This window comes from uncultured Cetobacterium sp. (assembly GCF_947038635.1).
Lineage (GTDB): Bacteria > Fusobacteriota > Fusobacteriia > Fusobacteriales > Fusobacteriaceae > Cetobacterium_A.
This window is the reverse complement of sequence record NZ_CAMQXC010000059.1, coordinates 1-12,768: the sequence shown is the minus strand read 5'-3', so window position 1 is coordinate 12,768 and position 12,768 is coordinate 1. Positions and strand designations below refer to the sequence as shown.

Here is a 12,768-nt window from a genome sequence, read left to right as displayed (position 1 = left end):
GTTAACAATATCTGTATTTTCGCTATTGTTAACAAAGCTGTTAATTTATTAAAGAAAAGTGGCTTAAAAGAAAACAATATAAAAACTGAAAACTACTCTTTAAACTATAGAAATGATTACAATGTAAAAGATGGTGAAATGAAGTACTTTGTTAGAAATCAAATCTTAATCACTAGTAATGATTTAGAAAAAGCTGGTACTGTACTTACTGCTCTTAATAATGGAGGAGTTAATAACATTGGTGAGATTAACTTTTTTATAGCTGATAGAAAAGAGTTAGAAGATAAGGCATATAAATTGGCATATGAAAATGCTAAATATAAAGCAGCATTAATTGCAGGTATTGATAATTTTAAAATCTCTCCTAAAAACATTGATTTAAACTATTCAATGCCAAGACCAATATCTTTTATGTTAAATTCAACAGCTAAAGCTGATGATACTCCAATTCCTTTAACAGTTCCAAATGATATAGATGTTAGTGCAAGTATGAATGTTATTTTCTATATGGAAAAATAAGAAAAACAGCTGAAATATCAGCTGTTTTTTAATTTTGATAGTATAGTGTAACTCCTAGATAAAAATCTAATAATACCTGAAAAACAACTGCTATAAATACTATTATTGCTACTCCTAGCATACTTGTTCCACAATCTCCATCCTCTGGTTCAAACCCTCTTTTTTCAAGAATTTTTTGTGCTTTATTAAAATAGAAATCATTAGCTTTAAATCCAATATATATTCTAATAAATAGAACTAAAAGAGTTCCGCCCATAAAAAACTTTGTTTTTATCAATACCAAAAATGTTACTAAATTTATAATAAGATTCATTAGTAAAAGTATAACTGCACTTTTATACATTTTTCTATAAGCAAACCATAGTGTTTCAAATAGAAATGCTGCGAAATTGAATCTAATCTTCTCACTTTTCCAACTTTCTAAGTAATATTTGGAATTTTTTCTTATAAAGTCTTCTAAACTCCCTAGATGTTTTTCTACATATTCTAACCTACTCTCCATGGTCCCTCCTTAGCTATTTATATTCTAAAAATCTTGATTAAAATAGTTTATTCTTCTTATGAATATTCTACTTAATATTTCCTCTTTATCCTTATTTTTTATATAAAAACTTTCTATTTTTTTTAAAGATTCATAATCTCTAAATCCATAGGCTAAAGTTGCTAAGTCATTTATATCTAAACTTAAGTCAAACTCTCCATTTAACTTTTCAATTTCATTTTTACTTATTTTAAAAACTCCTGTATTTGATTCTATATATCTATCCTGTACATATATTTTAATCTCTTCATTCTCTTTTAAATTTTTACTAAGTCTTTTTAACACTTTTTCAACATGCAAAACTCTTACTTGTACTTTATTTTTTAGAGTTTTTTTAACTAAATTTTCACTATCTAAATAGTCCTCTAAATATGTATTTTCAGGTAAAATAATCTCTATTTTTTTATAATAATCTTTATATCCATATAAAATAGACAGTAAACCCTCTAAACTATCTTTATCTTTAAATAAAAGTTCTTTTACATATATATTTTCAGATTTAGTTAAACTCATATATCCATTTATTTTTCCAGTTATATCATAACTAATATAGACTATTCCATCTTCACAAAAAACTTCTGATAATATCTTTTTATAATCCTCTTTTTCTCTAGCAACTTTTACATAGTATTCTTCAGAAACTCCTCTATAAAACTCACTTAATTTTATCAAAATATTTTGATTATAATTTTCATCTTGTATTTTTTCAATTTTATACTCTTTTTTAAAATCACATAAGGCAGAAAAACTTAACTCATACTTTGAAAGTGATGAAATATAAGTAAATCCAAATCTCTCATATATTTTTTTATCAATTGGAGTTAAGTATATAAACTCCTCTCCAAAATCGTATGCTTCTTTTAAACTTTTTAAAAGTAGCTCTTTCATAACTCCCTCTCCTCTTTTTTCAGGAGCCACTCCAATACCTACTAAGTATCTTCCCATAAATCTTTGGTTATCAACAGATAAATGGTACCTGTTTTCAAATAACATTCCATAAATCTCTTTATTTTCTAAAAATATTTTTGTATCTTCTTCTTTATAAATATTATCAAAATACCAACTTATATAATCAGATTCATCATTAAAAAGATCTTTCCATAACATTTTTAATTTATTTTTTACCATATTATCACCTACCTTATATAAGAAAAGGTGAGAAATTCTCACCTTTTTATCTTATCTATTTTTTACATAACTATAAAGTGCTTTTACTCCAACTCCTGTAGCACCTTTTTTAAGCCATTTTACACCACTATTAAATGAAGTTCCTGCTATATCCATGTGTATCCATGGTAAACCTTCAACAAATCCTTCTAAAAACTTAGCTGCTGTTATTGATCCACCCATTCTTCCACCTGTATGTTTTACATCAGCAACTGTTGATTTTAATAGTTCTGCATACTCATCAAATATTGGCATTCTCCAAACTTTTTCTCCATACAACTTACTACTTTTCTCTAATAGAGCATATTTTTCGTCATTATTTGAAAATACTCCAGTTGTAATTGTTCCTAAAGCAACAAGAATTGCTCCAGTAAGAGTTGCTAAATCAACAATCTCTGTCACTTTTTCATTTCTTACAGCATAAGTTAAAGCATCCGCTAATGCTAGTCTACCTTCTGCATCTGTATTTATAATCTCAACAGTTTTTCCATTCATTGATTTTATAATATCTCCTGGTCTATAAGCATTTTCATTTATAGCATTTTCACATGCTGGAACTATTGCAATTACATTCTTTTCAACTTTTCCTTTAGCAATAGCACACATAGCACCTATTACAGAAGCTGCTCCTGCCATATCACTTTTCATTTCAAACATAGAATCTGCTGGTTTTATACAAAGTCCACCTGTATCATATGTTAATCCTTTTCCTACTAATCCAATCTTCTCATCATTATCTTTTCCATTTAAATATCTCATTACAATAAGTCTAGGTTTTGTTATTGATGCTCTTCCCACAGCTAAAAGAAGGTTCATTCCTAACTTTTCAATCTCTTTTTCATCTAAAATTTCAACTTCAAATCCGTATCTCTTTCCAAGTTCAACAGTTTTTTCTGCTAAAGTTATTGGATTAATTATATTTGCAGGTAAATCTACTAAATCTCTAGCTATATCTGTAGCCTCTCCTAAAAGAACTGTTTCAGAAAAATCTTTTTCATCTCCAGGAATAAATAAATCTATTTCTAAAGTTTCACCTTTTTTCTCTTTAAATATATCAAAATTATAGTTTACATTAGATGAAATCTCTCCTAAAACATTATAATCTAATAGCTTTTCATTATCTGCTGATATTAAAGTTGAACCTTTCTCTTTAGATAATACATCAAACATTACTTCTCTATATATGTCTAAATTAAACTCCTCCTCTTTACCCATTCCTACAAAAGCCATTGATATTAAATGTGTTCCCTCTAAAAATTCAACTTTAAGTGTTTCACCTTTTTTTCCTACAAACTCTTTTTTATCTATCAATTTTTCTATTAAATCCTTATTTGTAGCAGATATATGCTCACAAATATTAACTTTTCCCTCAAAACATAATACAATATTTAAATCATAACCTTTTTCAATTTTATTGATAACTTTAAACATAGTGTTCCTCCTCTATATACTGTATTTTTTTATAAACTTTATAGGTTGATAAGACAATTTTGCCTCTCTTAACCCTAAACTCCCAAAGTCATCCTCTCTATTCATAAGTTCAACATCAGAAAACTCCTCTTTTGCAACATACATATTTATCATCTGATAGCTTCCTTGGTAATCAAATATCCCTTTTTCAATATGGATAACTCCCATGTTTTCTGTTAATTTTTCTCCAATGGCATAAGCTACTATTTTCCCATTAACTTTTACAACACCACCTCTTAACTCTAAAATCTCATAGTTATTAAGAAGCTCCTCTATACCCATAGTTTCAGATATTATAATCGTATCCTCTTTTCTATTTTCAGTCCATTCTCTTTGAAAAATTCTTATATCCTCTATATTTTCTCTTGATATTTTTTCATAGGTAAAATTATATGTTTTTTTAAATTTATTTATTTTATTTTTTTTAGAAGAAAATTTTCTCCCTTTAAGTTCTGCTAAATCCTCTTGTAAATAGATATAGTCAAATGAATCTCTCTCCTCTGTCACTGCAAAATCCTCTTTTAAAAATTCTTTATAACTTTCAGGAATAAAAACAATCTTTCCATTTTTTTCTTTAATTTTTTTTACAGCTGCTATTATCTTATTTTTATTATCATCTTTTGAGACAGGTGAAAAATAATATTCATTCCCCTCATAAAATCCTTTTATATAAAGTATGTCCTCTTCAACTGCGTATTGAATATTTTCACTAAAACTCCATAAAAAAAGATTTGTAAAATTCATATCTGAAGTTTCAAACTTATTTTTTAAAAATTCTTGTAGTTCATCTCTGCTTTCTATTGTTAACTTTTTCCAGTTCATCTATTCTACACCGCCTTAATATACTATTGCAAGTATATACTAATAAGGCTCTAGTGTCAAATTAAAAAGAGTCAGATATAACTCTGACTCTCTACATATGTAGCCTAAAATGTCTAAAAAGAAGAATCCTTTCTAAATCATCAAAGGTATCTATATCTTTTTCAAATAAAATCATAATAAGATAAGTCAATAATATTAACGTAAATATAAGTAGAATTTTTTGAGAAATAACAGTCTTTTCCATAACTATTCCTCCATCCCTTTACTTTTTATATTTACTTCATATTATTATATTTGTCAAATTTTATTTTACTCCATCTCCTCTAATCTTCTTATTCTATCTGCAGTACTTGGATGAGTACTAAATAGATTTGCCATTTTACTACCTGCTAAAGGTGAAACAATAAACATATTTTCTGTAGCTGGTGCTGCATCCATAGGAATTCTTGTAGCATATGACTCTAATTTTCTTAAAGCATTTGCTAAGTATCTTGGATGACCACAAATCTTTCCTCCAAAATTATCAGCCTTATACTCTCTGCTTCTAGATATGGCCATTTGAACTAACATTGCTGCTAAAGGTGCAAAAATACTTATTGCCAATAACCCAAAAATTCCTCCATGATTATCATCTTCATCTCTTCTTCCACCACCAAAAATAGCTGCCCATTTTGCCATATTAGCCATATATGCAATAGCTCCTGCTAAAGTTGCTGCCACACTTTGAATTAGTATATCTCTATGTGAAACATGCCCTAATTCATGTCCTATTACTCCTGCTAACTCGTTGTCATCCATAAGTTCTACTAATCCTCTTGTTACTGCAACTGCTGCATGATGTGGATTTCTTCCAGTTGCAAAAGCATTTGGCTGACTTTGATTTATCATATATACTTTTGGCATAGGTAATCCTGCATTTTCAGCTAATTTCTTTGTTATCCAATAAACTTTATTATTTTCTGGTACCTCTTGTGCTCCATACATTGATAACACTATTTTATCACTAAACCAATATGATACAAAATTCATCACTCCTGCTAAAACTAAAGCTACTGTCATTCCTGTTTTTCCACCAATAGCTCCTCCTATAAATAATAGCAATAAGGTCATTACTAGCATTAATATAAACGTTTTAAAACCTTGCATTTTTTACCTCCAGTCTTTTTGACTTTTTTCTATAAAATACCATATTTTTTATTTTTTGTAAATAAACAGAGGGATATATTTAACCTAATATCCCTCTTCATTTTAGCTATTTTATAGAGTTTGCAGCCTCTTCACCTGCAATACGTCCAAATACAACTGCTGCACTATATGCTGCACTAGTGCTTGTAACCTCTCCAGCTGCATAAAGACCTTTTACTTTTTCACCTTTTGTATTTATAACTTGTGTTTTCTCATCAGCTACTACTCCACCTTTTGTCATGTGAATAGCTGATTGAACCTTTGCACCATAATAAGGTCCCTCTTTTTTTAATGTTTTCGTTGAGTTTTTTAACTCTTCCACTGGAACATTTAATTTTTTAGCTAACTCTTCAATTGTTTCAGCCTTTGTATGAAGTCCTAAATTATTATGTTTTTGTAAACGATAGAAAGAATCATACAAATCTTGATCATACACATAATAAGCATAACCACCAGTTTGAGCTTCAATAGATTTAGCTCTTTCCATACTTGTTGGTTTGTCTTTTAAGAATGTTTTTCCCTCTTGGTTAACTAGTATATACCCGTCTCCTCCTCCTGTTAAATCTCTACTTGGAACAAGTATAAAAGAGAATATACTTAAAACATCTAAGTTATCCATCTTTAAATTATTCTTTTCAAATACAGGAATAAAATCTCCTGTTGCTGACATTTGATTTGATGTTGCTAAAGTTTCTGACCCTGGTGCATATTTTGCAAGTAGTTCTTTGTTATGAGAAAACCCTCCTGTTGCAAGGATAACTGCCTTAGCATTTATATCATAAAATTTATTTTTATTTTGAACCTTAACTCCTGTTACCTCTCCATTTTTTACAATTAAATCTAAACCTTTTGTTCCTGTTCTTATATCTATTCCTAACTCTTTTACTTTCTTTTCTAATCCATCTTGAATCTCTTCTCCAGCATATGCATCCTTCTCAGCCATATGATTTCTTAAACCATAGTTATGATTTAATTCTATTCCCATTCCTCTTAACCATGTGTCAAGTTTAAATGCTCCTTCAGCTTGAGCTTGAGTTCTTTCCATTGTATCCATTTTATTTGCTTTATCTTTTACAAAAGTTTCTACAGTATCAAAAGTCCCATTTTTCTTTTGTGCTTCTGAATTTATTAGATCAAAAAAGTTCATGTCAAACTTTCCATTTCCACTTAAAATATCTAATTTTTCTATTAATATTATATTTTTAGCTCCTGCTTCTTTAGCTGATATTGCTGCTGCAAGACCTGCAGGTCCCCCTCCTACTATAACTATATCTGTATTTACTGGTTCTAGATATGCTATCTCCTCTTTTGGTCCACCTGTTTTCACTGTAATCTTTCCATAATCTTTCCCTTGAGCTTTTAAAGCCTCTGCTACTGCTCTTTTAACTCCAAAAGATGTATAAGTTGCTCCTGATACATTATCTACAATAGGGCTTTGAGCCTCTAAAATTCTCTTTTTAATAATAGGAAATGCTCTTTTTACAACTGGTGATGTTTCTTTATGAGATATTAACTCTAAATCAACAATCTCCTCCCCTTTTGTTTTTACATTTACTTTTAACTCTCCACCATAACCATTTCCTTTTCCAATGTAAGATTTCTCACTTTGTCCAAACGCTAGTACACTCAATGCTGCAAAAAACAATACTTTCTTTTTCATTTTCCCCTCCAAAATCATTTATATGTTCTTATTATAATATTTTTTGTTTTTTATGCAAACATTTTTTTGGTAAATTTGCTTTTTTTTTATAAAAATATTATACTTTAACTATAGAAAATTAAACAAAAGGAGACCAATATTATGAAAAATTTAGTTATGAAGACTTCTATAAATTCATACGACATTTTTATTGGACAAAATACAATAGATAGACTTAATGATTTTACTGAAAATTATGACAAAATACTACTACTTACAAATAAAACTATAGGTGAACTTTATAGCCAAAAGATTTTAAGCAACCTTCCAAAGAAAAAAACTTATGTTTATAAAATTGAAGATGGTGAAATATACAAAAATATGGAAACTTCTATGGAGATTTTTTCATTTTTAATAGAGAATAACTTTTCTAGAAACTCTCTAATCATATGTGTTGGTGGTGGAGTTGTTTGTGATTTAGGAGGATTCATTGCTTCTACTTTTATGAGAGGTCTTGATTTTTTACAAGTTCCAACATCTTTATTAGCTCAAGTTGATGCTAGTATAGGAGGAAAAGTTGCTATAAATCACTCTCTTGGAAAAAACTTAATTGGTTCTTTTAAACAACCTATCGGAGTTATTATAGATATTAATTTTTTAAAAACTCTACCTTTATGTCAATTTAAATCTGGTATGGGAGAAGTTATTAAACATAGTATCATTTCCAAAGATAAAAGTTATTTTAACTTCTTAATTGAATCATATAGAGATATTTTAAAGTTAAAACCTGAAGTTTTAATTGAAATGATTTATGAATCTTGTAAAATAAAAAAGGAGTTTGTTGAAAAAGATGAGTTTGAAAAAGGAGATCGTGCTTTTTTAAACTTAGGACATACTTATGGTCATGCTTTAGAAACTCTTTTTGACTATCAGCATATCTCTCATGGTGAAGGAGTAGCTAAAGGGATACTTTTTGAAATGCAAATTTCTAAACTTTTAGGTTTTGCTACAGAGGAATATATTAATTCTATCAAAGAACTTTTCAATCTCTATAAAATTGATCCTACTCCTATATATATAGAGGAAGAAACTTTAATAAATGTTATGAAAAAAGATAAAAAAAATACTCATGACAAAATTAAGTTTATTATTGATAAAAATGGGACTCTTGAAAATATGCCCATCTCTAAAGAGATTATCTCTGAAGTTAATCACTCTTTTAAAAATAGAATTTTAAAAGGTGTTATAGATATAGGAACTAACTCTTGTAGACTTTTTATTGCAGAAATTGAAAAAACTGATAATAAAATAGAGATTATTACACCACTATATAAAGACTTAGAGGTTTCTAGATTGGGAAAAAACCTTAATCAAACTGGTGTTCTTTCAAAAGAATCTATTGAAAAAACATATTATATTATTAAAAGATTTAAAGAAAAAGCTGATTCTATGGGTGTAACTGAACTTATTGCATTTGCCACTGCTGCTACAAGAGAAGCCAGCAATGGTAGTATGTTTGTTCAAGGAATAAAAAATGAGTTTGATATAAATACTTTAGTTATTCCTGGAGAGATTGAAGCTAAATTAAGTTTTAATGGAAATAGCAACATCTATAGAGAAAAAATAGCAACTATTGATGTAGGAGGCGGTAGTAGTGAAATTACCATTGGAGATTATAATGGAATTGATTACATCAAAAGCTTTCCAATTGGAGTTGTAAAACTAACAGAGATGTTTTTTTCAGATGAAAACTATAATGAGGAAACTCTTTTATCTGCTCGTAATTATTTAAAAGGGTTTTTTAATGAATTAATAAAATTTGAAGGTAATAATTTTAAAATTATTGGTGTTGCAGGAACTGTTACAACTAATGTTTCTATTGTTAAAAAGCTTCCTAAGTTTGATGAGAAAGAGATAAATGGCTATGTTTTAACAAAAATGGATTTAGAAGAAAATTTATATCTATTTTTAAGTAAAACTTTAGAAGATCGTAAAAAAATTATTGGTTTAGAACCTAACCGTGCTGATGTTATCATCGCTGGAAATCTAATATTATTAACTCTTTTAGATATTTTAAATAAAAATAGCATCACAGTTTCAACAGTTGATAATTTAGAGGGTGGTATGGTATTAAATATATAATTGTGGTATAATTTATAGGTTCATTTTTTATGAATAAGGAGGCGCTAAATGAAACTTTTATTAGATAGATGCTCAATTGGTGGTTGAGCAAGTAAAATAGGACCGGAGGTTCTTTCAAATTTATTAAAAAATCTTCCAAGTGTGGAAGATAAAAATTTAATCGTTGGTTTTGAAAAATCTGATGATGCTGCTATATACAAATTAACAGATGATATAGCTTTAATTCAAACTTTAGACTTTTTCACACCTATGATTGACGATCCATATATATTTGGACAAATAGCTGCAGCTAACTCTTTAAGTGATGTTTATGCAATGGGTGGAGAACCTAGAACAGCTATGAATATAGTTTGTTTCCCTGAAAAAGAAAACATCGAAATTTTAGGAGAAATTTTAAGAGGTGGAGCTGAAAAAATCGCTGAATCTGGAGCTGTTCTAAGTGGTGGACACTCTATTCATGATCCTGAAATTAAATATGGTCTTTCTGTAACTGGACTAGTACATCCTGACAAAGTTTTTAAAAACTATGGTTCTCAAGAGGGAGATGTTTTAATTATAACAAAACCTTTAGGAACAGGTATTATTTCTACAGCTTCAAAAGTTGAAACTCTATCTGACGAAGTTAAAATTGAATGGGTTGAAATAATGACAACTTTAAATAAATACTCTGCAGAAATTATAAGAGATTATCCTATAACAGCTTGTACTGATATTACAGGGTTTGGATTTTTAGGTCATGCCTATGAAATGGCTGTAGCTTCTGAAAAAACTTTTGTTTTAGAACAAGAGCTTATTCCATATTTAGAAATTGCTAAAGAGTTTGCTAAAGAGTTTTATATAAACTCTATGGGGCAAAAAAATAGAAATTATTTAAATGATAAAGTTGATATTTCAACAGTTCCATTTTGGTTACAAGAGATTATGCTAGATCCACAAACATCTGGTGGATTACTATTTTCTGTTTCTTCAAAATATGCATCAGAGGTTATGGAAAAACTAAATGCTCTTAAGATAAAATCATCTTTAATTGGAACTGTAGATAAATACAACGGAAAATATATTGTAGTTAGATAAGGGGAATATTATGACTAATAAACAAACTCTTTTAAGAAACCTTCCTAAGGTAGATAAAGTTATTGATCTACTAAATGAAAAGGAGTTTTTTAAAGATAAACCTTATAAAGAGGTTTATGACGCTGTTAATGAGGGGATTAACTTTTTTAGAAAAGGAATTCTTGAAGAAGTTATCACTCAATACTCTATTGAAGATATTGAAAAGGAAATTACAAAATCTCTAACTAAAAACTTAGAGTTTAATTTTAAAAGAGTTATAAATGGTACTGGAACTATTCTACATACAAACTTAGGTAGAGCTCTTTTTTCAAAAGAACTAATTGAACATCTACAAAATTCACTTTGTGGATATAGTAATCTTGAGTTTGATTTAAAAACAGGTGAAAGAGGAAGCAGATACTCTCATGTGGAAGATCTTATTGCAAAAGTTACTGGTGCTGAAGCCGCTTTAGTAGTTAACAATAATGCTGCTGCTGTTATGCTTTGTTTAAATGAGTTTAGTAGAAACACTGAGGTTATTATCTCTAGAGGAGAACTTGTTGAAGTTGGTGGTTCATTTAGAATTCCAGATATTATGGAACTTTCAAGTGCTAAGCTTGTTGAAGTTGGCACTACTAATAGAACTCATCTAGCTGATTATCAAAAAGCAATCAATGAAAATACATCGATGCTTTTAAAAGTTCATACATCTAACTATCATATCTCTGGTTTTACCAAAGCTGTTTCTAATAAAGATATTGCTGAGTTAGCAAAAGAACATAAAATAATCTCAATGGAAGACCTTGGTAGTGGTGTACTGATAGATTTTTCTAAATATGGGCAAAAAAAGGAGCCTACAATTTTTGAATCTTTAAACTCTGGTATTGATTTAATTACTTTTAGTGGAGATAAACTTTTAGGTGGACCACAGTGTGGAGTAATTATTGGAAAGAAAGAGTTAATTTCAAAGTTGAAAAAAAATCAATTTTTAAGAGCTTTTAGAGTTTGTAAAATGACTATTAGTGCTTTAGAGTTTACCTTTAAGCAATATGTTGATGAAAAAGTAGCTATTGAAAAAAATCCTACTTTAAACAGAATACTAGAACCTATAGGTGAAGTTTTCAAAAGAGCTGAGATTTTAAAAAATCTTTTAAAAGAGATTGAAATAGATAGTGAAATTATTGAAACAAAAGCTATAATTGGTGGTGGATCTATGCCTGATGCTACTATTGATAGTTATGGTGTTGTTATTACCTCTTTAGATGGAAAACAAGTTGAAACAGCTTTTTTAAAAGAGGATACACCCATTGTTGGAAGAGTTCAAAATAATCAATTCTTTATTGATTTAAAAACAATTCATAACGATGAGTATTCAATAATTATTAAAAACTTTAGAAAATTCTTAGAGAGAGTATAAATATGAAAAATATAGTAATTGGTACAGCTGGTCATATAGATCATGGAAAAACAACTTTAGTTAAAATGTTAACAAATATAAATACCGATACTATGAAAGAGGAAAAAGAAAGGGGGATGACCATTGATCTTGGTTTTGCCCCTTTAAATATTCCTTCTGGTGATATCATAAGTATCATTGATGTTCCTGGGCATGAAAAGTTTATTAAAAATATGGTTGCTGGTGCTAAAGGTATTAACTTTGTACTATTTTTAATAGCTTGTGATGATGGTATTATGCCTCAGACAATAGAGCATAAAGAGATTTTAAAGCTTCTTGGAATAAAAAATGGAATTATTGTTTTATCAAAGAGAGATTTAGTTACATCTGAAAGAGTTGATGAGGTTAAAGCTCAAATTTCTCAAGAGTTTAAAGAGGAGTTTTTTAAAAACTTTCCCATTGTTGAAGTTAGTTCAAAAGATCCTTCAACTTATAAAGCCTTGTATAACCTCATTTTAAAAGAGATTGAAAACCCTAATCTCCTACCATCTACTAATAATATAAATACTTTCAGATTAGATATTGATAAAATCTATTCTCCTAAAGGAATCGGAACTATTGTTAGTGGTACTACTATTGGAAGTATAAAAAGAGGAGAGACACTAACTCTTTACCCACAAAGAGCTAGTGTTAGAATAAAAGGTATTCAAAATCATGGAAAAGATTTGGAGTCAATCTCATCTCAACAAAGGTGCGCTTTAAACATAACTGGAGTAACTGCAAAAGAGCTTGAAAGAGGTAATCTTTTAACTAATAGTAAAACTATTGTAAATC

The 12,768-nt window shown here is 28.7% G+C and carries 12 protein-coding genes; 5 read left to right on the top strand and 7 right to left on the bottom strand.

Going from position 1 to position 12,768, the window contains the following annotated elements; genetic code table 11:
• Window positions 1-519: SIMPL domain-containing protein (locus Q0V08_RS06995; RefSeq protein ID WP_297433336.1), on the top strand; the 519-nt coding region annotated here is incomplete at its 5' end.
• Window positions 520-547: 28 nt separating this feature from the next.
• Here Q0V08_RS06995 and Q0V08_RS06990 read toward each other — a convergent pair.
• The 7 genes from Q0V08_RS06990 to Q0V08_RS06960 all read right to left on the bottom strand — a co-directional run bounded on the left by Q0V08_RS06990 (window position 548) and on the right by Q0V08_RS06960 (window position 7,364).
• Window positions 548-1,021, bottom strand: a complete 474-nt coding sequence (locus tag Q0V08_RS06990; RefSeq protein WP_297433334.1) for a DUF2628 domain-containing protein — start codon at window positions 1,019-1,021, stop codon at window positions 548-550.
• A 24-nt stretch (window positions 1,022-1,045) separates the two neighbouring features.
• Window positions 1,046-2,188: a GNAT family N-acetyltransferase gene (locus Q0V08_RS06985; RefSeq protein WP_297433332.1), complete on the bottom strand. Its 1,143-nt coding sequence runs from the start codon at window positions 2,186-2,188 to the stop codon at window positions 1,046-1,048.
• A gap of 51 nt (window positions 2,189-2,239) precedes the next feature.
• A complete protein-coding gene (locus Q0V08_RS06980) occupies window positions 2,240-3,658 on the bottom strand; it encodes a leucyl aminopeptidase (protein WP_297433330.1) in 1,419 nt (472 codons plus the stop codon).
• A gap of 12 nt (window positions 3,659-3,670) precedes the next feature.
• Window positions 3,671-4,519: a phosphatidylglycerol lysyltransferase domain-containing protein gene (locus tag Q0V08_RS06975; protein WP_297433328.1), complete on the bottom strand. Its 849-nt coding sequence runs from the start codon at window positions 4,517-4,519 to the stop codon at window positions 3,671-3,673.
• Between the two features lie 91 nt (window positions 4,520-4,610).
• A complete protein-coding gene (locus tag Q0V08_RS06970; RefSeq protein WP_297433326.1) occupies window positions 4,611-4,763 on the bottom strand; it encodes a hypothetical protein in 153 nt (50 codons plus the stop codon).
• Between the two features lie 65 nt (window positions 4,764-4,828).
• Window positions 4,829-5,665: a zinc metalloprotease HtpX gene (htpX, locus tag Q0V08_RS06965; protein ID WP_297433324.1), complete on the bottom strand. Its 837-nt coding sequence runs from the start codon at window positions 5,663-5,665 to the stop codon at window positions 4,829-4,831.
• Window positions 5,666-5,771: 106 nt separating this feature from the next.
• Window positions 5,772-7,364: an FAD-binding protein gene (locus Q0V08_RS06960; RefSeq protein ID WP_297433322.1), complete on the bottom strand. Its 1,593-nt coding sequence runs from the start codon at window positions 7,362-7,364 to the stop codon at window positions 5,772-5,774.
• Between the two features lie 141 nt (window positions 7,365-7,505).
• Between Q0V08_RS06960 and aroB the strand changes: the two genes are divergently transcribed.
• From aroB to selB, 4 genes are all read left to right on the top strand, one after another.
• Entirely contained in the window at window positions 7,506-9,485 is a 1,980-nt protein-coding gene (gene aroB / locus Q0V08_RS06955; RefSeq protein WP_297433320.1) for a 3-dehydroquinate synthase, read from the top strand.
• Between the two features lie 48 nt (window positions 9,486-9,533).
• The gene (selD, locus tag Q0V08_RS06950; protein ID WP_297433318.1) at window positions 9,534-10,559 is read left to right on the top strand and encodes a selenide, water dikinase SelD; all 1,026 of its coding nucleotides are present in this window, start codon (window positions 9,534-9,536) and stop codon (window positions 10,557-10,559) included.
• A 10-nt stretch (window positions 10,560-10,569) separates the two neighbouring features.
• Window positions 10,570-11,955, top strand: a complete 1,386-nt coding sequence (gene selA / locus Q0V08_RS06945) for an L-seryl-tRNA(Sec) selenium transferase (RefSeq protein WP_297433316.1) — start codon at window positions 10,570-10,572, stop codon at window positions 11,953-11,955.
• Window positions 11,956-11,957: 2 nt separating this feature from the next.
• Window positions 11,958-12,768: selenocysteine-specific translation elongation factor (selB, locus tag Q0V08_RS06940; protein WP_297433314.1), on the top strand; the 811-nt coding region annotated here is incomplete at its 3' end.

Coding starts and splice junctions, on each gene's coding strand:
- Q0V08_RS06990 (WP_297433334.1), bottom strand. CDS start 1,021: ATGGAGAGTAGGTTAGAATATGTAGAAAAACATCTAGGGAGTTTAGAA.
- Q0V08_RS06985 (WP_297433332.1), bottom strand. CDS start 2,188: ATGGTAAAAAATAAATTAAAAATGTTATGGAAAGATCTTTTTAATGAT.
- Q0V08_RS06980 (WP_297433330.1), bottom strand. CDS start 3,658: ATGTTTAAAGTTATCAATAAAATTGAAAAAGGTTATGATTTAAATATT.
- Q0V08_RS06975 (WP_297433328.1), bottom strand. CDS start 4,519: ATGAACTGGAAAAAGTTAACAATAGAAAGCAGAGATGAACTACAAGAA.
- Q0V08_RS06970 (WP_297433326.1), bottom strand. CDS start 4,763: ATGGAAAAGACTGTTATTTCTCAAAAAATTCTACTTATATTTACGTTA.
- htpX (WP_297433324.1), bottom strand. CDS start 5,665: ATGCAAGGTTTTAAAACGTTTATATTAATGCTAGTAATGACCTTATTG.
- Q0V08_RS06960 (WP_297433322.1), bottom strand. CDS start 7,364: ATGAAAAAGAAAGTATTGTTTTTTGCAGCATTGAGTGTACTAGCGTTT.
- aroB (WP_297433320.1), top strand. CDS start 7,506: ATGAAAAATTTAGTTATGAAGACTTCTATAAATTCATACGACATTTTT.
- selA (WP_297433316.1), top strand. CDS start 10,570: ATGACTAATAAACAAACTCTTTTAAGAAACCTTCCTAAGGTAGATAAA.